Origin of the sequence: Paraburkholderia sp. (genome assembly GCF_034668105.1) — a bacterium.
GTDB lineage: Bacteria > Pseudomonadota > Gammaproteobacteria > Burkholderiales > Burkholderiaceae > Paraburkholderia.
Genome location: NZ_JAXDPY010000331.1, coordinates 1 through 26,268, shown reverse-complemented (window position 1 = coordinate 26,268; position 26,268 = coordinate 1). Strand labels below are relative to the sequence as shown.

The 26,268-nt window shown below is 62.9% G+C and carries 21 protein-coding genes and 1 pseudogene; 11 read left to right on the top strand and 11 right to left on the bottom strand.

Translation table 11 applies throughout. The annotated features are described in order from the left end of the window. Positions 1 to 216: 216 nt before the first annotated feature. Entirely contained in the window at positions 217 to 468 is a 252-nt protein-coding gene (locus tag QOC89_RS15220; protein ID WP_007178046.1) for a hypothetical protein, read from the bottom strand. A gap of 294 nt (positions 469 to 762) precedes the next feature. Between QOC89_RS15220 and QOC89_RS15215 the strand changes: the two genes are divergently transcribed. Continuing rightward, on the top strand, positions 763 to 1,290 hold the full coding sequence (locus tag QOC89_RS15215; RefSeq protein ID WP_323045761.1) for a DUF6496 domain-containing protein: 528 nt from the start codon (positions 763 to 765) through the stop codon (positions 1,288 to 1,290). Between the two features lie 304 nt (positions 1,291 to 1,594). Here QOC89_RS15215 and QOC89_RS15210 read toward each other — a convergent pair whose 3' ends face one another. Beyond that, positions 1,595 to 2,923: an aspartate aminotransferase family protein gene (locus QOC89_RS15210; protein WP_323045760.1), complete on the bottom strand. Its 1,329-nt coding sequence runs from the start codon at positions 2,921 to 2,923 to the stop codon at positions 1,595 to 1,597. A gap of 213 nt (positions 2,924 to 3,136) precedes the next feature. On the opposite strand from QOC89_RS15210, the gene QOC89_RS15205 reads away from it, so the two are divergent. Continuing rightward, positions 3,137 to 4,552, top strand: coding sequence for a PLP-dependent aminotransferase family protein (locus QOC89_RS15205; RefSeq protein WP_323045759.1), 1,416 nt, complete (start codon positions 3,137 to 3,139; stop codon positions 4,550 to 4,552). Between the two features lie 12 nt (positions 4,553 to 4,564). Here QOC89_RS15205 and QOC89_RS15200 read toward each other — a convergent pair whose 3' ends face one another. The 6 genes from QOC89_RS15200 to QOC89_RS15175 all read right to left on the bottom strand — a co-directional run bounded on the left by QOC89_RS15200 (position 4,565) and on the right by QOC89_RS15175 (position 9,987). Beyond that, complete coding sequence (locus QOC89_RS15200) at positions 4,565 to 5,188, bottom strand: LysE family translocator (protein ID WP_323045758.1); 624 nt, start codon at positions 5,186 to 5,188, stop codon at positions 4,565 to 4,567. A 232-nt stretch (positions 5,189 to 5,420) separates the two neighbouring features. Further along, on the bottom strand, positions 5,421 to 6,206 hold the full coding sequence (locus QOC89_RS15195) for an ABC transporter ATP-binding protein (RefSeq protein ID WP_323045757.1): 786 nt from the start codon (positions 6,204 to 6,206) through the stop codon (positions 5,421 to 5,423). Then, positions 6,206 to 7,009, bottom strand: coding sequence for an ABC transporter permease (locus QOC89_RS15190; RefSeq protein ID WP_179740616.1), 804 nt, complete (start codon positions 7,007 to 7,009; stop codon positions 6,206 to 6,208). The genes QOC89_RS15195 and QOC89_RS15190 overlap by 1 nt, the downstream gene beginning before the upstream one ends. Continuing rightward, positions 7,006 to 7,968: an ABC transporter substrate-binding protein gene (locus QOC89_RS15185; RefSeq protein WP_323045756.1), complete on the bottom strand. Its 963-nt coding sequence runs from the start codon at positions 7,966 to 7,968 to the stop codon at positions 7,006 to 7,008. Before QOC89_RS15185 ends, QOC89_RS15190 begins: the two co-directional genes overlap by 4 nt. Before the next feature lie 119 nt (positions 7,969 to 8,087). Next, complete coding sequence (locus QOC89_RS15180) at positions 8,088 to 9,704, bottom strand: amidohydrolase family protein (protein WP_323045755.1); 1,617 nt, start codon at positions 9,702 to 9,704, stop codon at positions 8,088 to 8,090. 67 nt (positions 9,705 to 9,771) lie between these two features. Then, complete coding sequence (locus QOC89_RS15175; RefSeq protein WP_323045754.1) at positions 9,772 to 9,987, bottom strand: hypothetical protein; 216 nt, start codon at positions 9,985 to 9,987, stop codon at positions 9,772 to 9,774. Between the two features lie 560 nt (positions 9,988 to 10,547). Between QOC89_RS15175 and QOC89_RS15170 the strand changes: the two genes are divergently transcribed. After that, positions 10,548 to 10,979, top strand: coding sequence for a response regulator (locus QOC89_RS15170; protein WP_323045753.1), 432 nt, complete (start codon positions 10,548 to 10,550; stop codon positions 10,977 to 10,979). 62 nt (positions 10,980 to 11,041) lie between these two features. Here the strand turns inward: QOC89_RS15170 and QOC89_RS15165 are convergent, their stop codons facing one another. Then, positions 11,042 to 11,371, bottom strand: coding sequence for an ArsR/SmtB family transcription factor (locus QOC89_RS15165; protein WP_323045752.1), 330 nt, complete (start codon positions 11,369 to 11,371; stop codon positions 11,042 to 11,044). Positions 11,372 to 11,457: 86 nt separating this feature from the next. On the opposite strand from QOC89_RS15165, the gene QOC89_RS15160 reads away from it, so the two are divergent. From QOC89_RS15160 to QOC89_RS15140, 5 genes are all read left to right on the top strand, one after another. Further along, positions 11,458 to 12,555, top strand: coding sequence for an NADH:flavin oxidoreductase/NADH oxidase (locus tag QOC89_RS15160; protein WP_323045751.1), 1,098 nt, complete (start codon positions 11,458 to 11,460; stop codon positions 12,553 to 12,555). Positions 12,556 to 12,641: 86 nt separating this feature from the next. Next, on the top strand, positions 12,642 to 13,328 hold the full coding sequence (locus QOC89_RS15155) for a dihydrofolate reductase family protein (RefSeq protein ID WP_323045750.1): 687 nt from the start codon (positions 12,642 to 12,644) through the stop codon (positions 13,326 to 13,328). A gap of 650 nt (positions 13,329 to 13,978) precedes the next feature. Beyond that, entirely contained in the window at positions 13,979 to 14,413 is a 435-nt protein-coding gene (locus QOC89_RS15150; protein ID WP_323045749.1) for a phasin family protein, read from the top strand. Between the two features lie 624 nt (positions 14,414 to 15,037). After that, on the top strand, positions 15,038 to 15,487 hold the full coding sequence (locus QOC89_RS15145; protein WP_323045762.1) for a DUF2844 domain-containing protein: 450 nt from the start codon (positions 15,038 to 15,040) through the stop codon (positions 15,485 to 15,487). Positions 15,488 to 15,498: 11 nt separating this feature from the next. Further along, positions 15,499 to 16,776: a DUF3443 domain-containing protein gene (locus tag QOC89_RS15140; protein WP_323045748.1), complete on the top strand. Its 1,278-nt coding sequence runs from the start codon at positions 15,499 to 15,501 to the stop codon at positions 16,774 to 16,776. Positions 16,777 to 17,233: 457 nt separating this feature from the next. Here QOC89_RS15140 and QOC89_RS15135 read toward each other — a convergent pair. Then, positions 17,234 to 18,304, bottom strand: a pseudogene (locus QOC89_RS15135) (zinc-binding metallopeptidase family protein); the annotation flags it as partial. 401 nt (positions 18,305 to 18,705) lie between these two features. Between QOC89_RS15135 and QOC89_RS15130 the strand changes: the two are divergent. The 3 genes from QOC89_RS15130 to QOC89_RS15120 are packed head-to-tail and all read left to right on the top strand — an operon-like array spanning position 18,706 to position 25,785. Then, positions 18,706 to 22,182 (top strand): transglutaminase family protein, encoded by a 3,477-nt coding sequence (locus QOC89_RS15130; RefSeq protein WP_323045747.1) that lies wholly within the window; start codon positions 18,706 to 18,708, stop codon positions 22,180 to 22,182. Between the two features lie 49 nt (positions 22,183 to 22,231). Beyond that, entirely contained in the window at positions 22,232 to 24,898 is a 2,667-nt protein-coding gene (locus QOC89_RS15125) for a circularly permuted type 2 ATP-grasp protein (protein WP_323045746.1), read from the top strand. Beyond that, positions 24,895 to 25,785, top strand: coding sequence for a transglutaminase family protein (locus QOC89_RS15120; protein WP_323045745.1), 891 nt, complete (start codon positions 24,895 to 24,897; stop codon positions 25,783 to 25,785). Before QOC89_RS15125 ends, QOC89_RS15120 begins: the two co-directional genes overlap by 4 nt. A 67-nt stretch (positions 25,786 to 25,852) precedes the next feature. On the opposite strand, the gene QOC89_RS15115 is transcribed toward QOC89_RS15120, so the two are convergent. Then, positions 25,853 to 26,268: TolC family protein (locus tag QOC89_RS15115; RefSeq protein ID WP_323045744.1), on the bottom strand; the 416-nt coding region annotated here is incomplete at its 5' end.

Sequence of the window (26,268 nt, the reverse complement as noted above, 5' to 3'; positions counted from 1 at the left end):
GACCCGCTTAAGAATTAGCGGTGTGAGCGGCTTTCTTTGCTTATCTTTCTTTGCCGCGGCAAAGAAAGTAAGTGCCGCCCCGCACAGGGGCAACACTGATAGACCAATAACAATTCAAGGAAAGGCCAACTAGCCAGATCAAGGAAAGGCCAAAAATCCAGATCAAGGAAAGGCCCAAGACCCAGATCAAGGAAAGCGCCGCTAGCAAAAAAACCACTACTCCTCCGCATCATGCTCAATCACAAACCGCTTCAAATAAGCCAGTACAGCGGCCTCCACCGCCCGATGATCGGCGGTACTCTTGGACCCCGCATTCTCCTCATCGCCAAATAACGTAGACGGCGCGTTATGCACGTCCACTTCCTGGCCTTCGCGGAACACGCGAATCTCATGAACGTCCTCGGCGTATTCGGCAATCCAATGCACGCCTTCGATATGCGCTCCCGCGCGAACGGTAGGTATCTTCATGGAGGTCATCTCCCGTCGGGTCCGGACCACGGCGCCAACCCTTGCTATTACCATACGCCGTCCACGTGCCACGCGCGAGTCCTCCCCGCCAATTTCCTGAAGTTTCGCCGCGCCGCAAGCCGTTTCCCGGAACTTTTATAGCGCCGCGGGCCGCGCCCCGGCAATCGCTCACGCTGAGCCAAAAGCACGAAATCCCCGTCAGACGGCCCTTCAGATCGCCTCCGCCGTCATGACGAACTACCCCGGCACACGCGTTGCTGCGTTTCATGGACCCACATCCACCGGAGGACTGTCATGCCCGAACAGAAAACCATCAAGCGCGCCCAGGCCGACAAGCAGGCCGGCAGGTCATCGAGCACCCAGGCCGGGGAATTCGTCAAGGAACAGGTCGATAAGGTACGCGCCGGCAAGCACGGCGTCAGATCGGCGAAACAGGCAATCGCAATCGGCTTGTCGGAAGCGCGCCGGGCGGGTGTCGCCGTGAAGTCGCCGAAGAAGGGCGCCACCAGCGAGGCAACCCGCAAGAAAGCCGAAAAAGACAATGCAGCAGGTCAGCACAAGAGCACGGCGAGGAAGAAAAGTGCGAGCAGCGAGTCGACCGCCAAGCGCTCACGTGCCTCCACCAATGCATTGAAGCGTGAAAGCACCGCCGGTGCATCGCACACCGCCATGTCGAAGCAGACCAGGTCGGCAGCAGCCAAACGTCCCGCAGCCAGCCGCTCCGCAGCAGCGAAGAAAGCCGCCGCGACGAAAGGCGCCGCAGGCCGCTCGGCAGCCGCTAAAAAGGCTGCGCACACGCGCGCTTCGCGCACGCATCACTGAAGCCGGCGTCTAGAAGGAGGGACGCAGAAAGAGAGACGCAGAGGGAGAGACGCAGAGGGAGTGATGCAGAGGGAGTGATGCAGAGGGAGTGATGCAGAGGGAGTGATGCAGAGGGAGTGATGCAGAGGGAGTGACGCAGAGGGAGTGACGCAGAGGGGAGTCGCAGGGGAGAGCAGGGGAGAGCAGGGGAGAGCAGGAGGCGAGACGCAGGGGACAGCAGGAGGCGAGACGCAGGGGGCGACGCAGACGGTCGAAGCGATGCGCACGCTCTTTCGCGCGCGCATCGTCAAGCTTGCTGACTGCCTTACTGCACCGTCGCCAGCACGTCACCCACTGTCTTGAAGATATGCGCGATCTGCTCTTCCTCGATGATAAGCGGCGGCGAAAACGCGAGGATGTCGCCGGTAAAGCGCACCAGCACGCCCGCCTCGAAGCACTTCACGAACGCTTCATAAGCCCGGGCGCCCGGCGCGCCGTCGCGCGATTCGAGTTCGACGCCGGCGATCATGCCCAGATTGCGCACATCCTTCACATGCTTCGCGCCCTTGAGCGAGTGCGCCGCGGCCTCGAATGTCGGCGCCATCGTCGCGGCGCGCTCGAACAGACCTTCGCGGCGGTACAGATCGAGTGTCGCCACCGCAGCCGCGGCTGCGGCCGGGTGAGCCGAATACGTGTAGCCGTGGAACAGTTCGATCGCGCCCTGCGCGCCGGCGTTGACGATCGAGTCGTGGATCGTGCGGCTCGCGGCCACCGCGCCCATCGGGATCGCGGCGTTGTTGATGGCCTTGGCCATCGTGATCAGGTCCGGCGTCACGCCGAAATACTCACTCGCGGTCGCTTTGCCGATCCGGCCGAAACCGGTGATCACTTCGTCGAAAATCAGCAGGATGCCGTGTTTGGTGCAAATCTCGCGCAGCTTCTGCAGATAACCTTGCGGCGGAATCAGGACGCCCGTTGAGCCGGCCACCGGTTCGACGATCACCGCGGCAATCGTCGAGGCATCGTGCAGCGTGACAATACGCTCGAGTTCGTCGGCGAGATGCGCGCCCCATGCAGGCTGGCCCTTGGTGAACGCGTTGTGTTCCAGGTTGTGCGTGTGCGGCAGATGGTCGACCGCCGGCAGCAGCGCGCCGGAGAACGTCTTACGGTTCGGCGCGATACCGCCGACCGAAATGCCGCCGAAGCCCACGCCGTGATAGCCGCGCTCGCGGCCGATCAGACGCGTGCGCTGGCCTTCGCCGCGCGAGCGGTGGTACGCCAGCGCGATCTTGAGGGCGGTGTCGACCGATTCCGAGCCGGAGTTCGTAAAGAAGATCCGGTCCAGACCGTTCGGCATCAATTCGGCAACTCGCGTGGCCGCTTCGAATGCCAACGGATGGCCCATCTGAAAGGTCGGCGCGAAATCGAGCGTCGACAGTTGCTGGGTGATCGCCGCGACGATTTCGTCGCGGCCGTGGCCGGCGTTCACACACCAGAGACCCGCGCAGCCGTCGAGCACTTCACGCCCGTCCGTGGTGCGGTAGTACATGCCCTTGGCCGATTCCAGCAGGCGCGGCGCGGCCTTGAACTGGCGGTTGGCGGTGAAGGGCATCCAGAAAGACGACAGGTCGTCGATGACGGGGCGCGAAGTCATGGTTTTCTCCTCGAAGTGGTAGCGAAACTGTAGCGCTCGCGGTTTAATGGCGGCATAAACAGTTGACGCAGTGTGGCGCTGACTGTGTTGGTGGAATGGCGATAACTGTGTCGATCGCGCCGTGATGCAATTCGGCGTTTATCGGGCGCCTGCGTCGCTCGCTCCATCTGCTTGGCCACTCCGCCGGCCTACCGGCCTTTCAGCCCAGAGCCAATGATCGAACTACAACTTGAGCGCGACCGGCGCGCCGCTCCCACGCTCGTCGAGCAGGTCGTGCAGGGTTTCGCGGCTGCGATCGAGGCGCAATCCCTGCGCGCCGGCGCGCTGCTGCCATCGGTGCGTCAGTTGGCGCAAAGCCACGAACTGAGCACCTTCACGGTCACCGAGGCATACAACCGTCTTGTTTCGATGGGCCTCGTGGTCGCGCGCCGCGGTTCCGGCTATCGCGTGGCGGCGCGCGCGCAGCCCGCGCGCGCCGCGCCCACCGACTGGCAGCCACCCAGCCTCACCGCGACCTGGCTGCTGTCCGACGTGTTCGCCGACCATTCGGTGCCGATCAAGGCGGGCGGCGGCTGGTTGCCGAACGAATGGATCAACGAGACGGGTTTGCAGCATGCGCTGCGTGCGATGAGCCGGGTGCCGGCGGCGCGGCTCGGCGACTACGGGCATCCGTACGGCTTCGCGCCGCTGCGCGAGCGGATCGCCGAGCAACTCGACCGGCGCGGCTTGCCGATCGACATCGCCAACGTGCTGCTCACGCAGGGCGCGACGCAAGGGCTCGATCTGATCGTTCGCACGTTGCTGCGCGTGGGCGACACGGTGATCGTCGAAGATCCCGGCTATTGCAATCTGCTGCAGATTCTCAAACTCGCGGGGCTGGTGGTGCATGGCGTGCCGCGCACGCCGGCCGGCGTCGATACCGACGTGCTCGAAGCGCTGGTCGCGCAACACAAGCCGAAGGCGATTTTCGTCAACACCACACTGCAGAATCCGACCGGCGCGACCTTCGGCATGTCGGCGGCGTTCCGGCTGTTGCAGATCGCCGAGCGGCAGCGCATGTGGGTGATCGAGGACGATGTCAGCCGCGAACTGGCGCCGCCCGGCGCGCCCATGTTTGCCGCGATGGAAGGCCTGCAGCGCGTGCTCTATGTCGGCGGTTTCTCGAAGACGGTGACGCCGGGGCTGCGCTGCGGCTACGTTGTCGCCGAGCGCGCGGTGTTGCGCGAACTGGCGCGCACGAAGATGGCGGTGGGCTTGACGTCGTCGGAAGCGATCGAGCGGATCGTCGACAAGGTGTTGCTCGAAGGGCGCTACGCGCGTCACGTCGAAGCCGTGAACGAGCGGCTCAAGCTCGTGCATGCGAGCGTCGAAGAGCGGCTCGACTCGCTCGGCCTCGAACTGTTTCACCGGCCGCGCGCGGGGCTGTTTCTGTGGGCGCGGCTGCCGATCGAGCCCGAGCGCGCCGGTGAAGTGGCGACCGCCGCGCTCAGGCACGGCATCTGGCTCGCGCCCGGCTCCTACTTCCGTCCGGACGACGCCCCGAGCGCCTGGTTCCGTTTCAACGCGCCGTACTCGACCGACGACGCGTTGTGGCGCTTCATCGAGCGAGTCGGCCAGGGCGCGATCTAGTGATGCTTCGTCCTAGGCGGCGTGACCGAGCAGCTTCAGCGCGATCGGATACAGCGAGACCACCAGCAGCAGCGCCATCACTACATTGAAAATGCGCAGCCGTTTCGGGTCCGACAGCACGCGCCGCATCGCGGTGCCGAAAGCAGCCCACAGGCAGATGCACGGCAACCCGACCACGTAGAAGATCACCGCCATCGCAACCGCGTTCATGCCGGTGCTTTCGCTCAGGTGGATCGTTGTCGCGGCGGTCAGCACCATCATCCACGCTTTCGGATTGACCCACTGAAACGCGATGGCTTCATAAAACTTCATCGGCCGGCGATCGCCATTCCTGACCTTCAGTTCGCCCGACGTACCGATTTTCCACGCGAGATACAGCAGATACGCGACGCTCGCGACTTCAAGCACCGTGTACAGCACGGGAAAGTGCACGAAGGCTTCGCCCAGACCAATCCCAACCGACAGCATCAACAACACCACGCCGGCGCTGATCCCCGAAACATGCGGCAGCGTGCGGCGAAAACCGAAATTGACGCCCGAGGCCAGCAGCATCGTATTGTTCGGCCCGGGCGTGATGCTGGTGACGAGCGCGAACAGAATGCCGGCGGGCAGCGCGCTGAGGCTGAGGTAAGACATGGCGGGGCTCCGGTAATGGTCGAGAAGACCTTTGGAGCATTCTAGCGGCGCTTGCCGGTACAGTACCTGTACGGTTTGATGGATGGTCTCCGGTACGGGGCGATCTGGGGTGCGTGGTGTCTTGACGAACTCCGGTATGGAAATCGCGGGCTGACGGCACCTCTGCCGCACGATGAGAGGTTCGTCATCAATTGATAACGACCAGGTTCAGGGAGTACGGAGTCAGCAGCAGTCAGTATTCGTTGGCAGCCGTTTCGCGGACGGTCTGAACGATATTCGTCTTCATGCGGAAAAACACGTCGCTGTCTCTGAGCGCGAGGGTGCGCGTGCTTCCCAACTGTGAGGTGACGTCGATGTCCTCGATCACCCGCGCGGGACGGCGCGAAAATACGATGATCCTGTCGGCAAGAAAAACGGCTTCTTCGACATCGTGCGTGACAAAAATGACCGTGCGCGACTCCTCGCTCTGAATGCGGCGCAGCTCCACCTGGAGCTGCTCGCGCCGTTGCGCGTCGAGCGCGCCGAACGGCTCGTCCATCAACAATACTTCGGAACCCGCAGCCAGCGTGCGGGCGATCGCCACGCGCTGACGCATGCCGCCGGAGATCCGGTTCGGATAAGCGCCGGCGAATTCCTGCAATCCGACGAGGCGCAGATAGTGATCGGTGCGCCTGCGCTTTTCCTCCCTGCTCAGATCGGGGCGGTAACGCATGCCGAATTCCACGTTCTGGTCGACAGTCAGCCAGGGAAACGACGAGTACGACTGAAACACCATGCCGCGCCGCTGATCGGGCTTGCCGACCGGCTCGCCTTCCAGCCGGATCTCGCCAGCGCTCGGTGTGTCGAGGCCGCCCGACATGCGCATGAGCGTTGTTTTGCCGCAGCCGGACGGTCCGAGAAAGACGACGAACTGACCGCGAGGGATGGTCAGATGAAACGGCGTGTCCACGACGGGCAATTCGCCGAAGCGTTTGGTGACGCCGTCAAAGACCAGGTACTCGGTTGTGCGGATGTTCATCAATCAGTGCTCCGGATGTAGCGGAATAGTCGCCGATGCAGTGCGCGAATGGCCTGGTCGCTGACGAGCCCGATGATGCCGATCACGAACACGCCGGCCATCACGCGGTCAGTTTGCATATAGCGGCGCGCGTTCCAGATTACGAAGCCGAGGCCACTGTCGGAGGCGACGATTTCGGCAATGATCAGATACGTCCAGCACCAGCCGAGCGTAATGCGCAGATTGTCGACGAGGTTGGGCAGCATCGAGCGCCACGCGACATCCACCAGAATCTGGAACGGACGCGCGCCGAGCGTGCGGGCGATCTCGATGTATTCGTTGGGCACGCGGTTCGCATCGTCGACCACGAGCAGCACGAGCTGAAAAAACGTTCCAAGCCACAGCAGGAAAATCTTGGTTTCCTCGCCCACGCCGAACCAGATGATGCTGATCGGCACCAGCGCCGGCGTGGGCAGATAGCGGATGAAATCCACCATCGGTTCGAGTGCCGCGTTCACCGGACGATAGCTGCTCATCAAAAGACCAATGGGGATCGCCATGACCGCCGACAACGCGAACGCAGCGAGAATCCGCCCGATCGAGATCAACGCGTTGCCGGCGATCTGCCCTTCGCGATTCATGGTCCAGAGGCTTTGTGCGATCTCGATCGGCGAGGGCAGAAAGGTCGGATCGATCCAGCCGTTCCATGACGATAGCTGCCATGCAAGCAGCACGGCAAAACTGGCGCCGAGGCCGACGAGAACGTTGGCCCGGCGACTGATACTTCCGCGAAAGGCGAAAGCGTTGGCAAGCGGCTTGGTCACTTGAGATCGTTAGCCGAGATGGATTGCAAAGCCGAACCGTCGAACGAACCGGCTGCCGAAAGCGTGTGGTCCGATGCGCCGTTCGCGAGGTTCAGCTGCATCAGGGTATCGAAGGTTTTGTAGAGCGAGCCGGGCTTGCCGGCAGCCCCCAAGTAATGCCTGGCCATATCGATCGACGTGTAGCTGAGGCTGCCGTCGATGCTAGCCTGAAACTCCTTGTCGCTCAAATTGAAGTGAGGCGCGGCAAGGTGGATAAAGTCCGCCGGCCTGGTGTTGTAATAAGCGATCGCCTTGTACACGCCGATCAGGAAGTTCCTGTAAGCGGCCGGATCGGCTTTTAGTTTCGACTGGTTGACGATGATGGCGTCGACGATCGTACCCGGGTAGCTGGCCGACGAAACCAGGATGTGCGCGCCGCGTTTTTTGTCGACCGTGACCGCCTTGTTCATGAATGGCTGGAAGGTACCGATCGCCGCCACGCTCGGGTCCGAGAATACCGACAGCGCGTCCGACCCCGCCGTCTGCTTAACGCTCATGTCCTTGTAGCTGAGGCCGGCTTTTTTCAGCTCGAGTTGCAGCAGGAGATAGGCGGGAATGTCGGTTTCCATGGCCACCACCTTACCCTTCAGATCGCTGACCTTCCTGATCGAACCATCCGCGACCACGCCGTCTCCGCCGTTGGACTCGTCGATGGTGCCGATCATTACGCCCGGCGTTGAAGGGCTGCGCGGGCGGCGCTGATAGTCGTCGACCGTGCGCATGTCCACTTCGATGTCGCCGTGGGCGATGCCTGCGAGCGCATCCGCCTGCTCGTCGTCGAACTTCACGGAGACGTTCAGGCCCAGCTTCTTGAAGTAACCCAAATCGTTCGCCACGAAGACGGGGGCGAATCCCGACCAGTTGTTGCAGATCACGCGGATCGTTTTGTCTTCCGCGTGCGCGGCCTGGACGGCCGACACCAGACCCAATCCAATCAGGGCGGCAGTCGCTGCGAGCTTACATTTTAAGTGGTGTGACATTTGATGTACCCCTAATCAATGTTGAACGTGATTGAATGTGCAAAACGGAAGGACAAAAATCAAATCGGTTCAGGGCCTGCGTCTCCAACCCAACGATTCATACGGACATCGATATCGAGCGTCTTCTGATACATCGCGCGATAGTGCGGCAGCCACTCGGCGGCTTCGCGCATCAAGGTCTCACGCTGACCGCCGGCCTCGGCCATGATCGTGCGGGCCTCCTGCCGGAGTGCTTTTTCATCGATGGTCAGCAGCTTGCCGTCCTGCATGACCACGCGTCCGGCGACCATCGTCATCGTCACCGCACGGCTCGCATCCGCGTACACGAGTTGGCGGGCAAGATCGTTGAGCGGGGTGAATGGCAGCGTGTCGAGATCGAGCATGATCAGATCGGCCTGGTAGCCCGGCGCGATGCGCCCGAGCCGGTCGGCCTGACGCATAGCGGTCGCGCCGCCTTCGAACATGCAGCGCAGGATCTCACCGGCCACGGGCCAGCGGTCGGGATCGGGGTCCCCAATCGTATGGATGAGCGCGGCTGTCTTCATGACAGACCACATGTTGACCGCATCGTCGGCGATGATTTCGTCCGAGCCGAGAGCGATGACAACACCCGCCTGCGCAAGCCGGCGGAACGGCATGACGCCGCTGCCCAGACGCAGGTTGCTGATCGGATTGTGGATGACCTGCGCGCGGGCTTTGGCAAGTAGGGCGATATCCGTGTCGTCGATCCACACCGCGTGGATGACGTTCATTCGCTCGGAAAGGAGGGCGAGGTCGTCGACGTACTGAATGAGCGAGCGGCCATTCAGGCACACTTCGCCGAACACTCGCTGCAGACGGGTCTCCAGCATGTGGATATAGAACGGCAGGTCGTGTGCATGGCTCAATTCGTCGAGCGAGCGAAGATAGTCGACGCTCACGCGTTGTGGGGCCGAACAGGAGACCGCGGCACGCAATCTGCCACCGTCATGCTCGTGCCAGGTGTCGATCAGATAGCGGTAGTGGCGCAGTAAGTCGTCTGCTTCCATTGCGGCGGGCGCCTCGAGCCGGCCTCTGAGTTCCGCTGGAACGAGTTCACCGAGAAAGGGAAGCTTGGCGATCTCGGGGAGGTTCGGCTGGTCGAGTGCGACGGTGGCCCGAATGCCGATGTCTCGGTACGCGCCCATCACCGCGTCGATTTCTGCGTGGCTCGGCGCCGGCAGGAAGAAGGCGTCATCCTGGACCGCGGTGACGCCCAGCTTCAGCATTTCCGCGGCGCCTAGCAGCGTGCGCACGTAGGCGGCGCGGGCGGACACCGCTGCATCGGGCGTGCTCGGCACCTCGTAGAGCATGAAGAGTTCGAGCGGCAGGCTATCCAGTGCGCCTTTGAGAAAGTTGGTCGGCGAGTGGAAGTGAGCGTTGATCAGCCCGGGCATCACGATCTGGCCGGTTCCGTCGATCACGATGTGCTGATTGACGATGCCTCGGGACACGCCCGGTCCGATCGCGCTGATCGTTCCATTCTCGATGACGATATCCGCGCATGCCCATTGCGGGTGCGCAGGATCCATGGTCAGGACGCAGACATTCTTGATGACGGTGAGTGGTGCTGCACCGGCGCGTGGATGGGCCGAAATAGCGCTTGCCGGCCCAACAGGGTTGTCGCGCATCGCGATCACCTCTTGCTGGACGGGCACGCCAACCCGATATCCTCTATGACGAACGAGGAGCGCTTCCTTCAACGGTTTCGACCTTAAAGGAAAGTTATTTTGTCGTCAACGCCTCGGAACACGGTCGCTGAATTGACGTTGATAGCGCGAAGAACTGATGCGGCGCTTTGCCCACTGCAAGCGCTTCGATCGGTACGTCGAGTGCGGCGACGCCTCTCGCAATGTCGGTGCCCTTTTTCCTGGCCGCGTCTATCGCATCGTGAGAGACCGCATAGTCGTGCTGCAGGAACGCGCGGAACGTGTTTGCCAACGCCTCGCTCGTCACGGTCACATGCCAGTCGCGATCGTGTGTCGTGGCGTGCTTGCGCCAACGCGCAGTATCGCGAGGGGTCGAGCGCCTGCATCGATTGCATCGCGTCGGCCGCGCGTACGTCGATGGGTACGCCGTCGATCTGTTGCGGCAGCGCGGCTCGCAGCGCGGCCTGCTTGTCCGCCATCACGGTGACGACGATGGCACGCGTGGCAGCGCGCCCAGCTGCCGGCCATTGCAAACCGCTGCGCACGGATAGCACGCCCGCGTGCCGGAAGGACCCGGCGTGGGTGTCGAGCATGGCGCGGATATCGATTGGCGCGAGGTTTGGGGCGAGCTCCGGGCTGAGAGCCTGAGCGGCACCCTCATCGTCGGCGTAAGAGGCGGCGGATTGCGACGCGATCCAGCGCAAGCGATCAGCATGGCATGTCTCCCTTGTGAGGACAGAACAGCTCATGCCTGGCCTGACGCGTCGATATGGCGCCGCCATGACAGCACTTCCAGATCACTGTGGTACGCAGCTTGCTGACGACTCGTGTTTTTATAGCACGCTGCCACACATGTCCCGAACACTCTCTACTTCTCAAAGGTGGAGCGCCCGCGAGGTCCAGGTATTGCACGAAGTGCCGCGCGTTCTGGTCGACGACGACAACGTCAACGCCGCCGAAGCGCTCGCCACCTATCTCTCGTATGAAGGCGTGGAAGCCCGTACCGCCAACGGTTGCAGCGAGGCGCTGCGCTGCGTGAAGGATTGGGTGCCGGATGTCGTCGTGCTCGACATCATGATGCCGGAGCGCGACGGTTATGAAACCGCGAGCGCGCTTCGCTGCTATCTTCCGACCCAGAGCCTCGGCATCGTCGCGTTCACTTCGCTCGATGAAGACCACGTGAAAGAAACCGGCAAGGCGCGTCATAATTTCGACGGCTATTGTCAGAAAGGCACCGCGCCGACTGCGTTGCTCGCGTTGATGCGCAAACTCTGGCGCGAATAGAACGGTGAATCGAGCCGCGACCTGCGTCGTGTCGTCGCGCCCGCACGCTCTTCAGTCGACCGTCAAGCCGGTTCGTTCGACGCCGTTTCATTGACGATCTGCTTGATGATCGCCTCCATCAAGCCCGGAAACTGTGCGTCCAGTTCCGCGCGCCGCAGCGAATTCTGATGCACGGTGCCGGCCACGCGCGTGCGCACCAGTCCCGCTTCACGCAGGATCCGGAAGTGATGGGAGACGCTCGATTTGGGGCGGCCCCCGTCGAGCTCCCCGCAGGTGGCCTCTTCGACCGTTGAAAGGCGACGGACGATTTCGAGCCGCACAGGGTCGCTAAGCGCATGGAAAAGCCGTCCAAGCGTGAAGTCCTCGGCGTCGGGATGGGTATAGGTGCGCATGTGCAGGTCATAAGGGTTTCTGCCATACTCCATAGTTCGATGTTTATCGAACTACCGTACAAGCTTATCCACAGGAGTTTAGCCTGATGTCAGCATTATTTCAGCCCTACAAGCTTAAGGACATTTCCTTACGCAACCGCATCGCGATTCCGCCGATGTGCCAATACACCGCTGAAGACGGCCTGATCAACGACTGGCACCGCGTGCACCTCGCCGGCTTGGCGCGCGGCGGCGCGGGGCTGGTGATCGTCGAAGCGACGGCGGTGTCGCCGGAGGGCCGTATCACGCCGGGCTGCGCGGGCATCTGGACCGACGAGCAGGCGCAGGCTTTCGCGCCGGTGGTCGCGTCGATCAAGGCAGCGGGCGCCGTGCCGGGCATTCAGATCGGCCACGCGGGCCGCAAGGCCAGTGCGAACCGCCCGTGGGAAGGCGACGACCACATCGCCGATAACGATCCGCGCGGCTGGCAGACCCTTGCGCCGTCGGCGATCGCCTTCGGTGGCGGCCTGCCGAAAGTGCCGAAAGCCATGACGCTCGACGACATCGCCCGGGTGCGCGAAGACTTTGTCGCGGCCGCCCGGCGTGCCCGGGATGCGGGCTTCGAATGGCTCGAACTGCACTTCGCACACGGCTACCTCGGTCAAAGCTTCTTCTCGACGCACTCCAATCAACGCGACGACGCATACGGCGGCAGCCTCGAAAATCGCAGCCGCTTTCTGCTGGAAACCTTGGCTGCGGTGCGCAAGGTGTGGCCTGAGCATCTGCCGTTGACGGCGCGTTTCGGCGTGATCGAGTACGACGGACGCGACGAGGAAACGCTCGCCGAATCGATCGAACTGGCGAAGAATTTCAAGCGCGAAGGGCTGGACATGTTGAGCGTCAGCGTGGGTTTCTCCACGCCGACGGCGGCCATTCCGTGGGCGCCGGCGTTCCTCGCGCCGATCGCCGAGCGCGTGCGCCGCGAGGCCGGTATCGCCGTCTCGTCGGCATGGGGCATCGATACGCCGGAACTGGCCGAGCGCTCCGTCAAGAACGAGCAATTGGACCTGGTGATGGTCGGCCGCGCGCATCTGGCCGATCCGCACTGGCCGTATCACGCGGCGCGCAAGCTGGGGATCGAACGCGCGTCGTGGACGCTGCCGGCGCCGTACGCGCATTGGCTCGAACGTTACGCGGTCGCTTAAGCGCTCCGCCAAGCCGCCAAGCCGCACATTGCGGAACAGACCTTGCTGAAGGCTCCGTGTATTCACCTTACACGGAGCCTTAACGCATGAAACCGTTCATCGTCGTTCACATGATGTCCTCGCTAGACGGCCGCAGTCTGACGGACGGCTGGCATCTCGACTTTGCTGGCGATCTGTACGAAAACACCGCGGCGACGTTCAAAGCCGACGGCTGGATCTGTGGTCGCGTCACCATGCAGGAGATTGCGCACGGCATGGATTACCCGAAAGGGCTCGCGAAAGGTGCCGTGCCGCGCACCGATCATGTCGTCGAGCGCAACGCGCAACAGTACGCGATTTCGATCGACCCTCAAGGCCGGGTTGCGTGGAAGAGCAACACCGCGCTCAAGTCGCACATCGTCGAGGTGCTGACCGAGCAGGTGGCGGACGACTATCTGGCGTATCTCCAATCGATCGGCGTCTCGTATGTGTTCGGCGGCCAATCTGAAATCGATCTCGACAAGGTCGTGCAGACGCTCGCCCGCGAATTCGGCGTAAAGAAGCTCATTGTGGAAGGAGGTTCGCACGTGAGCGGCGCGTTTGTGAACGCGGGGCTCGCCGACGAAGTCAGCGTGTTGATCTTGCCGCTGGTGGATGGCCGCAGCGAGCATCCGTCGTCATTCGAAGTAGCCATGGACAAATGGCAAGCGCCGGCCTATCTGAAGCTTGAGTCCGTTGAGAAGGTCGAGCACGACGCACTCTGGCTGCGCTATACGAAGTCGGTGAAAGTGTGAAAACGCACGACTGAATGGAACCGCCAAGGCATCAATTCAACGCGAGCTTGATGATGCAGCAAAGAACGAACACGAGAAGGGCGGCGGCAACAGCCATGTTCAACGGATAGCGCATTGTTCACCAGGCACAGGCGTTTCGGTGCTCTTATCCTAATCACGTGACGGAAGATGAAAAGTGGGCAGTGAGGCGCTATGTGCGAAAGCTAACGCAGCGCGGCCATTCGGCCGCGTTGCGTTTCGGCGGGACACGATGCCGGCGCGACAGTGCGCCGGCACATCGGCAACGATAGTCGACATGCCGTTTCGCAGAGTTACTGAAGCCGCGTTGTAACTTACCAAGCCTTGCATGCGTCGCGGTGTCGATAGGAAGAAGCACCGCTGCGGGAAAGCGCCGGAGAAATCAGCGCGACGCAACGGGCGGCCGAAGCTGTGAACGTTTCCGCCCGCAAGGAGACGCTCGACGCCAGGGTGTGCCCGCTGGCGCAATGTGCCCGGATGGCGCATGATTGAAACAATGTGCCGTCCGACCCCAGATGCAACAAACCTGCGCGGGAAGCGCGGCGCACGCGACGCCACTGGTGCAGAGGTTGAAGCCGCCCATCGCGGCGATGCACCGCCGGCGAGTATTCAACCGTTAAGGAGGATTTCGCATGAGCCAACCTGACGCCGCCAATCCGTTTGGCGATTTCACCAAAATGCTGGAGCAGTTCAAGCTCCCTGGCTTCGACGTACCCGCCATCATGGAAGCGCGACGCAAGGACATGGAGGCACTGGTTCAGGCGAATCAGACGGCATTCCAGGGCATGCAGTCGCTCGCGCAGAAACAGACCGAGATGTTGCGTGCCACGCTGGCCGAAATGCAGTCGCTCACGGGGCAATTGTCGGCTGGTGGTGCGGCGCCGCCAGCGAAAGCCGCGGAGCTGATCCAGCAGAGTCTCCACAAGTCGCTCGCCGATATGCAGCAGTTGGCGCAGGCCGCGTATCAGACGCAGGCCGAGTCGTACGCGGTGATCGCAAAGCGCGTAGAAGAAAACGTGCAGGAGCTCAAATCGCTCTTGCAACAGCAACAGCAACAGAAAAAGTAACAGCCGCGCGCCGTGTCGAATCGCTCGATGCGGATTCGGCGCGGCTTGCGGAAGTCGCGATGAAATAGCGAGAAGCTCGCGAGGAATAGCCGATGCCGCGAATGACGATCACGTCATTCGCGGCATTTTTTTCGCCTCAAATCATGTTGAGATCGCGATTTTCTCCTCACACGAAAGCACGCTCCGTGCGTCGTTATGATCAGAGGAAACAGGCCGGCGGACGTGGATTATTCAGCGGCCGCTTACACCGTTCGCGACATGCCGGCACGCATCGAGAATTTTGTGGGGCGCGGTTGGTGCCTGTTGCGTGGGTTCGCTTTAAACACGTCTGATCGGGAAAATAGGCGTCGAAGCGCCGCCCCTTGGTGATCCAGTCCTCAAACATCAAACGGCATAAAACGGCGCGGCATTCGCACAAGGTTTAAATCATCCCGCAAACGATTGCCATGGCACTGCGCCGTGCCTAAAGTTTCGCTCCGCCACTCCGTAGACGCATTCACGCAACCCAACCGGTGTGAATGCAATGACATCACCGCCGCTCAGGAGTGCGCCCTGAATTCCCGTTCGTGTTCGGCTCGCTGCCGGGCACGAGCGTTTCAACTCGAAGGACATCTCTTGAAACCGATGCTCTCTACAAGCATTGCGCGCGCAATGCTCGGGGCAAGCTGCGCGCTGTCGTTTGCCGCGCACGCCACGCTCGGCCAGAACGTCAACACGGTCGACAGCGATCAGACCCGCCTTCACGCAGTGGCTCATACGGCCACTACGCAAAGCGCGTATTCGGTACATCTAATGACCCTGCCGTCCGGCACGGTGGTGCGCGAGTACGTCGCGCCCAACGGCATGGTGTTCGGGGTCGCGTGGCAAGGCCCGACGCTGCCGGATCTGAAATCCATGCTGGGCGAGTCGTTCGACCAATACGTCGCCGCCACCGCGACGCGTCGCGGGACGCCGCTCGCCGTGTCGACCGGCGATCTGGTCGTGTATTCCGGCGGCCATCTGCGCGCGTTCGCCGGCTATGCGTATCTGCCGCGAGCGGTGCCCCCGGGCGTCGACGTCGGCGTCATTCAATAATGGAGCGGATCATGCGTGATAGCGCGTCGTTCATGACCTTGCTGTGCGCGATGCTGCTCGCGTTGCTCGTCAGCGCCTGCGGCGGCGGAGGCGGCGGCTCCAGCGGTGCCGGCTCTTCGGCGAATTCGGGCAGTACGCCGGGACTTTCGGCCGGTCCCACTGTCACCAATACCTCGCCTTCGCCTCAAGTGTCGGCGGCCAACGCAGTGCGCGTGACCGTCGACGCCGGCGTGAGCAATGTGCCGAACATGCCGTTCGTCAGCATCACGATTTGCGCGCCCGGCACCAGCCAGTGCCAAACCATCGATCACATCCTGGTGGACACCGGGTCGTGGGGCGTGCGCGTGTTTGCCTCGCAATTGCCCGCGTCGATAACGCTGCCGCAACAGAAGGACGGCTCGGGCAATCTGGTCGCCGAATGCATGCAGTTCTTCGACGGCTACACGTGGGGTTCGGTGAAGCTCGCCGATTTGCAGATTGCCGGTGAAAAAGCGGCGTCGCTGCCGATCCAGGTGATCGATCCGGACTACGCTTCGCTACCCGCTGATTGCGCGACCTACGGCGCCGCGCGCAACACGCCGGGGACGTTGCAGGCGAATGGCATTCTGGGCATCGGCGTGTTCAAGCACGACTGCGGCGCGAACTGTGTGCAGCAGGCCGTGGCCGGCACGTACTACGGTTGCAACCGCACGACATGCACGTCGATTCCGCTCGCGGAAGCGCTTCAGGTCGCGAACCCGATTCCCTACTTCGCGACCGACAACAACGGCTCCCTGCTGAGCCTGCCGATGGTCTCTGGCGGCGCGCAGTCGGTCGCGGGGCAACTGGTGTTCGGCATCGGCACGCAGGGCAACAATGGTCTCGGCAGCGCGCAGGTGGTCGGCGTGAGTCCGTCGAATGGCACCTTTACGACGGTGCACAACGGCATCACGTATTCGAACAGTATTCTGGACAGCGGCTCGACCGGTCTGTTCTTCCAGACCAGTGCGTTGCCGGTGTGCGCGAGCCCCAATAGCGCGTACTACTGTCCGGTCTCGACCGAATCGTTGAGTGCGATGATTCAGGGGGTGAACGGCACGACGAGCACGGTGAACTTCGCGGTGGGCAACGCCATGACGATCTCGCAGACGTATACCGGCGACTCGGCGCTGCCGCTGCTGGCGGGACCGGCTTTTGTGACGTCGTCGATTTTCGACTGGGGTCTGCCGTTCTTCTATGGCCGTAACGTGTATGCCGCCGTCGAGCAGCAGACGACGCCCGGTGGTACAGGACCTTACGTCGCGTATTGAGCGATAGCCAGGTTTGGCTTTGAGGGAAAAGCCCGCTGCCGGGTTACTCGGCAGCGGGCTTTACTTATGGGTTCATGAAGCGTGTCACTTGCGGGCAAAGCCATCAGGCACAGCCACCGCGTTAACGTCGCCGCGCAGCCCGCTTGGGCGGTGCTGTTTTCACGGTGCTGGATTCGGATTGCAACGCCGGCGCGACTGCCTGCATGGCTGGCGCCTGCTCGGAGTCTTGCGACACAACCGCCTGGTTGACAGGCTCAGGCTGCGCAGGTTGTGGCAGCGGCGCCTGCTCCATCGTCTGCGACGGTTCTTGCGACACCACGTCTTGCGTCACAGGCTGTGCGGCAGGTGGTGGGGTCGCCGGCGCCTCAGCCGTCGGCGACGCACCGGCCGCTGCCGTCTGCAACGTCGTCTGCACCGCCCCCGCATCAGCCGCCGGCTTCGCTGCTTCCCGCGGCTGCGTTTTGTCGCCCGCCGCCGCAATCACCCGATGCACGAAGCGCAACTTGTCCACCACCGGCGAGGCCAGCGTGAACGGATAGCCGTCGGGCATGCCGAGACTGCGGTTCAGACTGTTCAACGCATACGTGAGCGGAAACCAGCGCTTCATCAGATTCTCGAAGCTCGCATCTTCCACTGGCGTGCGGTCGGTGAGTGTCGGTTCGCTCGGGTCGTCGGGCAACAAGGCGAGGCCGTACGAGGTCGAGGTATCGAGCACGTCGACGATCAGCATGTAGTGCGCCCACGTCTCAGCCCAATCTTCCCAGGGATGCATCGTCGCGTAGGCGCTGATATACGAGGCCTGCCAGTCCGCCGGCGCCGGCGCGCCGTCGCGATAGTAGGCCGTCAGCGCCTCGCCATAGTCGGCGCGCTCGTCGCCGAACAGCTTGCGGTAGGGCTCGATCCAGCGCGGATTGTTTTCGATCAGCTGACTGAAGTAGTAATGACCCGTCTCATGGCGAAAATGACCGAGCAGCGTGCGATAGGGCTCGCCCATCGCGCTGCGCACTTTCTCGCGGTGAACGTCGTCGGCTTCGGCGATGTTCAGCGTGATCAGGCCGTTGTCGTGGCCGGTCATGACCCGCGAACCATCGCCGCCGTCTTCGAGGAACTCGAAAGCGAGACCATGCTCGGGATCGGTCTGGCGCGACGGCACGTCGAGGCCGAGCGCGGCCAGCGTGTACAACAGACGCCGCTTGGCCATCTCCAGCCGGTACCAGTAGAGCCGATTGTCCGGCGCGCTCAGATTCGGGATCGTGCGCGTGAGCTGGCAGGCGCGGCACAGCGTGTCCGGTGAATCGGCGGGAATCATCCAGTTGCAGACGTTTTCGACCGCGTAGTTGTGGCATTGCCGGAACACCGCGCCCTCGGCACGCGGATGCAGACTGCGCCAACGCCCTTCATCGGCTTCCTCGAAGGCGCTGATTTCGGCGAGTTCAGGCACATATCCGAGCAACGACTCGCAGCGTTCACAGCGAACGTTTTCGTAAAACACAAGGTGCGAGCAGCGATTGCAGTGGAAGGTTTTCATCGATCGAGCCCGGGTGATGGGTAACAACAGTCATGGAGCAGCAGGCGCGTGCGTTGTCGGCGGCCGTGTGCCGGTCACCGCGCATCTCAGGCATCCTCAAGCGCCTGCCAGGGCGAAGACGACGCGCAATCTTCATGCCGCGATTGCCAGACGTCACTGGTTTAACGCACATTACGTGCATGATCGTGCATCGCTGCCGCGCCGCTTTGGTGCGTGATCGCCGAAAAGGCGGCGAGACGGCGCGCGGATCGATCGGGTCCACAGCCAGGAGACCCGGTCAACCTGTTGGCAGGCGGTAGTTCGCGCGGTACAGGCAGTTCACGCGGCTTTGCGCGCGTGTTCCATAAACGGCATGAAGCTTGCTTTTTTGGCGGGCTGCCATCCTTTGTCGAGGAGTTCGTGTGTCCATACGCGTCGCGTTGAATCATGTCACACATTACCGCTACGACAGGCTGGTTGCGCTGTCGCCCCAGGTCGTGCGTCTCAGGCCTGCGCCGCATTGCCGGACCCCGATTCTGTCTTATTCGATGCGGGTCGAGCCGGCCGAACACTTCATCAACTGGCAACAGGACGCGTTCGCCAACTATCAGGCGCGGCTGGTATTCCCCGAGAAAACGCGCGAATTCAAGGTGACCGTGGATCTGGTCGCCGAGATGGCCGTCTATAACCCGTTCGACTTCTTTCTCGAACCCTCGGCGGAACAGTTTCCGTTCGAGTATGCGCCCGGCCTCGCGCTGGAACTCGCGCCCTACCTCGTCAAGCAGCCGATGACGCCGCGCTTTGCCGGGTTCGTCGCGAGTATCGACCGCACGCCGATGGGCACCGCTGATTTTCTCGTCGGACTGAATCAGCGGCTGCAACGCGAGATCCGCTATCTGATCCGCATGGAGCCCGGCGTGCAGACGCCCGAGGAAACGCTGGTGAGCGCCGCGGGCTCATGCCGCGATTCGGGCTGGCTCTTGGTCGAGACGCTTCGGCAACTGGGGCTGGCGGCGCGTTTTGTCTCCGGTTATCTGCTGCAACTCGCGCCCGACGTCAAATCCATCGACGGCCCGAGCGGTACTGAAGTCGACTTCACCGACCTGCACGCATGGTGCGAGGTCTACCTGCCAGGCGCGGGCTGGATCGGCCTCGATCCGACTTCCGGCCTGCTCGCCGGGGAAGGGCACATTCCGGTCGCCTGCACGCCCGAACCCGGCAGCGCGGCGCCGATCTCCGGCGCGGTCGACGAATCCGAAGTCGAGTTCGAGCACACCATGTCGATTGAACGGGTACTGGAGACGCCGCGCGTCACCAAACCGTTCAGCGAAACGGTGTGGAACGACGTGCTGAAAATGGGCGCCCGGGTCGATGAGCGCCTGAGCGCATTGGACGTGCGCCTGACCATGGGCGGCGAACCGACCTTCGTGTCGGTTCGCGATCGCGACGCCGCCGAATGGAACACCGACGCGCTCGGCCCAACCAAACGCGGCTATGCGGTGGCGCTGATGGACAAGCTGCGCTCACGCTACGGCGCGAACGGTTTTCTGCATATCGGCCAGGGCAAGTGGTATCCGGGCGAACAACTGCCGCGCTGGGCGATGTCGCTTTACTGGCGCGCCGATGGCGAGCCGTGCTGGCAAGACCCCGAACTTTTCGCCGACGAACGCGAGCCAGGCACCTACACGGCCGGCGACGCCCAGCGCTTCCTCTCTCATCTCGCGACCAAACTGGCAGTCGACCACGACTGCATCCAGCCCGGTTTCGAAGACGTCTGGTACTACCTGTGGCGCGAACGCCGACTGCCGGTCAACGTCGATCCGCTCGATGCGCGTCTGGACGACGAACTGGAGCGCGTGCGTTTGCGGCGTGTGTTCGACGCCGGCCTGGGCGGCGCGACCGGTTTTGTCCTGCCGCTCGCGCGCGAACGCGACGTGCCGAACGAGGCGCCGAAATGGGTCAGCGGCCGCTGGTTCTTCCGCGACGAACGCATGTTCCTGATTCCCGGCGATTCGCCGATGGGTTATCGCTTGCCGCTGGATTCGCTGCCGTGGGTGTCGAAGACCGACTATCCGTATCAGCACGCGCACGATCCGTTCGCCCCGCCCGTGCCGTTGCGCCCGGCCGCGCAATTGCGCATGCAGTACGACGGCGAACAGCCGCGCGCCTTGAGCGCCGCCGATGCGCGGCATGCGGCCGCGTTGTCGTCGTCAGCGGCGGATTTGCTGAGCGGCATGGCGGGCAGTGGTGTGCTGGCTTTTGCGCCGCGGCCGGGCGAGGAACAGGCACCCGCGCGCGGGCAGTCGTCGAAGGAAACGCTGCGCACGGCGATCTGCGTCGAAGCCCGCGATCCGAAACGAGCCGCCGGTCCGAAAGCGGAAACCGAAGCGTTCGGCAGCGGCCGCTCGCTGCTGCATGTGTTCATGCCGCCGCTTACCGAACTCGACGACTATCTCGACCTGCTCGCCGCCGTCGAAGCGACCGCGGCCGAATTGCGGATGAAGGTGGTGCTCGAAGGCTATCCGCCGCCGCGCGATGCACGCCTGAAAATCCTGCAGGTCACGCCGGACCCCGGCGTGATCGAGGTGAACATTCACCCGGCTTCGAACTGGACGCAACTGGTCGACAACACCGAGTATCTGTACAAGTCCGCGGCCGAAAGCTATCTGAGCAGCGAGAAGTTCATGACCGACGGCCGGCATACGGGGACCGGCGGCGGCAATCACTTCGTGCTCGGCGGTGCGACGCCTGCCGACAGTCCGTTCCTGCGCCGGCCCGATCTGCTGGCGAGCCTGATTGCGTACTGGCACAACCATCCTTCGCTGTCGTATCTGTTTTCCGGGCTGTTCATCGGACCGACCAGCCAGGCGCCACGTGTCGACGAAGCACGCAACGACCAGGTGTATGAACTCGAAGTGGCGTTCCGTGAGTTGCAGCGGCAGATCGATCTGCTCGGCGGGCGCGATGGCGCGAATCTGCCGGCGTGGATGATCGACCGCTCGTTGCGCAACATCCTGATCGATGTGACAGGCAACACGCACCGTGCCGAGTTCTGCATCGACAAACTCTATTCGCCCGATGGTCCGACCGGCCGCCTCGGCCTGCTCGAATTGCGCGGTTTCGAAATGCCGCCGCATGCGCGCATGAGTCTCGTGCAGCAATTGCTGTTGCGTGCGCTGGTGGCGCGCTTCTGGCACACGCCGTACACGCAGCGGCTCACGCGCTGGGGCACGGAACTGCACGACCGCTTCCTGCTCGGCACCTTCGCGAAGATGGATTTCGACGACGTGCTTGGCGATCTCAACCAGGCGGGTTTCGCCTTCGAGAGCAGCTGGTTCGCGCCGCACTTCGAATTCCGCTTCCCGCTGGTCGGCGAGACCACGGTGAACGGCGTCACGCTGACTATCCGCAACGCGCTCGAACCGTGGCACGTGATGGGCGAGGAGGGCTCGCCGGGCGGCACCGTGCGCTATGTGGATTCGTCGGTCGAGCGGCTCGAAGTGCGCGCGCTCGGTTTGAACGACAACCGTCATGTGCTGAGCGTCAACGGCGTGCCGGTGCCGTTGCAACCGACCGGCCGCGTCAGCGAATATGTGGCCGGCGTGCGCTTTCGCGCGTGGTCGCAGCCGTCGGCGCTGCATCCGACCATCGGCGTGGATGCGCCGCTCACTTTCGATCTGGTCGACACGTGGACAGGGCGCTCAGTGGGCGGATGCCAGTATCATGTCGCTCATCCGGGCGGGCGCAACTATCAGACCTTCCCGGTCAACGCGTACGAGGCGGAAAGCCGGCGGCGCGCGCGCTTCTTCGCGTCCGGTCATACGCCGGGGCCGCTCACAGTCGGGAGGCCGCAACGCAGCCTCGAGTTTCCGTTCACGCTGGACCTGCGGTACTGGTAACCTGGTAGACTGAAAAGCGGCAACACACACTTTTAAGAACGACACGATCTTGGCCTTTCAATCGACTTTTCCCTTCGAAACGTCCGCGGCGCGTGCGGACGCTTCGTCCTTATTGCGGCTGTTGCCGGCCTACGAAGGACACTGGGACGAGTTGCGCGACGCCTCCGGCGCGTTGCGCGAACCGTGGCGGCAATTCTTCGAGCGGCTCGGCGAAGACGGCATCGCGCGATTGGAGGATCACTACGCGTCGATCGCGCAGCAGATCCGCGACAACGACATCAGCTACAACGTCTACGCGGATAACGGCGAGCCGCGGCCGTGGGCGCTCGACCTGCTGCCGTTCCTGATCAGCGAGGCCGAGTGGGCGCATATCGAGCGTGGCGTGACGCAGCGCGCGCATCTGCTCAATGCGATCGTCGCCGATATCTATGGGCCGCAGACCTTGCTCGAGCGTGGCCAATTGCCGCCCGCGCTCGTGTTCGGGCATCCCGGCTATCTGCGTTCCGTGAAGGGCTTCACGCCGCCTGGCGGGCAGTATCTGCAGGTGGTCGCCGTCGATCTGGCGCGTACGCCCGCCGGTAACTGGACCGTCATGGCGCATCGCACCGAGGCGCCGTCCGGCCTCGGTTATGCGCTGGAAAACCGGCTGATCGTGTCGACGCTGTTCGCCGAGCCGTTCCGCGCGCTGCATGTGAGCCGTCTCGCGCCGACCTATTCGCAACTGATCGGGACGCTCGCGCAGGCCGCACAAGCCACGATGCAGCACGAAAGTTCGGGCGCCGATGCGTCGCCGCATATCGCGTTGCTCACGCCGGGGCCGTTTAGCGAAACCTATTTCGAGCACGTGTTTCTTGCGCGCTATCTCGGCGTCACGCTGGTGGAGGGCAAGGACCTGACCGTGCGCGACGACATGCTGTATCTGAAGACGCTCGCCGGTCTCGAACGTGTGCACGTCGTGCTGCGCCGTCTGGACGATGCATTCTGCGATCCGGTCGAATTGCGCGCGGATTCGAGCATCGGCGTGCCGGGTCTGTTGCAGGTGATGCGCGCGGGCAAGGTGATCGTCTCGAATGTGCCGGGTTCGGGCTTTGTCGAGTCGCCGGCTTTGCATGGTTTTTTGCCGGGTATCGCCGAAGTGCTGCTCGACGAAGACCTCGTGCTGCCGAGCGTGGCGACCTGGTGGTGCGGCGAAAAGGCGGCGCGCAACCACGCGTTCGCGCGGCTGGACGAAGCGTTTATCGTGCCGACATGGCCGCTCGCCGCGCGCGATGCGCCGCCCGGAATCGAACAGGGCCGGCAGCGTCTCGCTTTATGGCGCGAACGTATCGAAGCAATGCCCGACACTTACACAATCCAGCAGTCGCAGCGTTTTTCCTGCACGCCGCGTTACGAAGACGGCACGATTGGCCGCCGTCCGTCGGTGCTGCGTGTCTACGCGATTGCTGATGTGAACGGCGGCTGGCATGTGATGCCGGGCGGCTTCACGCGGATGGCCGCCGAGCGTCAGGCGACGGTGTCGATGCAATATGGCGGCAGCAGTGTCGATACGTGGGTGCTGTCCAGTCAGCCGACGTCGACCTTCACGCTGCTGCCTTCGCCGATGCAACCCGCCGACCTCGCGCGCAAGCATCGCACCGTGTCGAGCCGCGCGGCGGAAAATCTGTTCTGGGCCGGACGTTACGGTGAACGCGCCGAAAACAATGTGCGGCTGTTGCGCCTGATTCTCGGCTCGCTGGAAGGCAACGATGCCGACGCGATGTTCCCCACGCTGGTCGAGCTCGCACTGCATTGCGGTCTCGTGCAATCCGGCGATATGTTCTCGCCGCATTCGCCGCAGGCATTCGAGCGCGCGCTGGTCGCGAATCTGAGTGAGAGCACCGGCGCTGCGAGCATCGGTCAGAACCTCAATTGCCAGGCGCGGTCGAGCGGCGAAGTGCGTGGGCGTTTGTCGAACGATCACTGGCGCACGATTCTCGCGGCGCGCAACGATTTCCGCGATGCATTGCAGACGTTGATGCCGGCTGCGGGGTTCAACGGCAATGGCAATGGTAGCAGTGGCGATAGTAGTGGTTCGCCGCAGCGCGGTGCGAATGGTAATGGCCGCGGCGAGCGCTACGAACGCTATGACCGCGTGACACTGATGAACGCGCTCGAACGCCTGTCGGTGCAGTTATCGGCGATCAGCGGCGCGCAAGGCGACCGCATGACACGCGACGAAGCATGGCGACTGCTATTCGTCGGGCGGCACATCGAACGGGTCTCGGCGATGACGTCGTTCCTGCGCGTGGTCGCCGATAAAGGTCAACTCGCGACACCGGCCGGCTTCGATCTGCTGCTGCAATTGTTCGACAGCACGCTGACGTATCGCTCGCTGTATCCGGGCCGTTTCGAAGTGCCGGCTTTGCTCGACCTGCTGGTGATCGAGCCGACCAATCCGCGCGGCATCTATGGTGTCTATGAGCGCCTGCGCAAGAAGCTCGACGAGATTGCCGTGGCCGCGGGCAGCATGCGGCATCGTCCGTTTGCGGAATTGATGTTGCCTGCCGCTTCGTTGCCGACGCTCGAATCGTTGTGCGCAGTCGACGAACATGGTTCATACGCCGATCTGATTGCAGTATGCGATCAGATCGGCGGCTTTGTCGGTGCGGCGGCGCATGAGATCAGCGCGCGCTATTTCAGTCACGCGAGTACGGTGGCATCGCAGGTGTGGTCATGAAGAACGCACCGACCGTGTTGTCCGTCTCGCATCGCACGACTTACCGCTACTCCACGTATGTGGAGACCGCCCAGCATCTGGCGACGATCCGGCCGATCGCCTGTGCTTGGCAGCGGTTGGTCTCGCACACCGAAAAGATCGAACCGGAGCCGTCGTATCTGAATAGCCGTATCGATGCATTCGGCAACGACGTCCTGTATTTCGCGCTGGACGCTCCGCACGAACGGCTGCAACTCGTCAGTGAAACCACGGTGGCGCTCACGCCGCGCTGGACCGATCTCGACCCCGACGCGACGCCTGAATGGGAAGAGGTGGCGGACGAGTTGCGGTTCTGGGTCGGCGGCGAGTTCCGGCCTGAGGTGGAGTTCTGTTTTGCGTCGCCGAATATCGTGCCGCGGCCGTCGTTGCGCGCTTACGCTTTGCCGAGCTTTCCGCCCGGCATGCCGATCGCGGCGGGTGCAATCGATCTGATGCACCGGATTCACGAAGACTTCGCGTACAAACCTTCGTCGACGATGTTCGATACCCCCGCCGAGCGCGCTTTCGAATTGAAGAGCGGGGTATGCCAGGACTTCGCGCAGGTGATGATCGGCTGCTTGCGCTCGCTGGGTTTGCCGGCGCGTTACGTGAGCGGTTATTTGCGCAACGATCCGCCGCCGGGGCAACCGCGTTTGATCGGCGCCGATGCGTCGCATGCGTGGGTGTCGGTGCATTGCCCGGAAGTCGGCTGGATCGATCTCGATCCGACCAATGACGTGCTTGCCGATGTGGATCATGTCACGCTCGCGATCGGGCGTGATTACAGCGACGTGTCGTTGCTGCGCGGGATGATTCTGGGCGGCGGGGCGCACCGGGTGGAGGTGGGGGTGACGGTGTTGGCGCTTTGAGTTTTTCGCCTGCGCTGCTTGGGACCGCTTCCAGATAGTTGATCGTGCGCCGCATGAATCTGCGATTTTAGCGGGTCCCCATTTGTAGGTCGCCGGCGTTTAGCCGTCCCATCTTCGCCGCGAGGTCGAGTCTCGCTGCTCGCCAATCCGTCAGCGCCTGAATGCGTTGGCGATTAGCATCCGACAACGACGACTGCGCGTTGAGCAACTCGAGAATGTTGCCGACACCGGCGGCATATCGGTGCTTTGTGGCGTCGAAAGAACGCTGGGCGATCCGCAGGAGCGCCGCGGTATTCTCCACGTTCTCGATGCCCGTTTGCAACGCCTGATAGCTTTTCCAGACATCGAGCCCGACTTGCTGCCGAGTCTCGTCGAGCGTGTACTGCTGCATTTCGACCTGGGCGTGCGCCTGTCGGACCTGATACGTTCTGCCAAAACCTTCGAACAACGGAATCTGCAATTGGACGCCAAAGTACCAGTCAT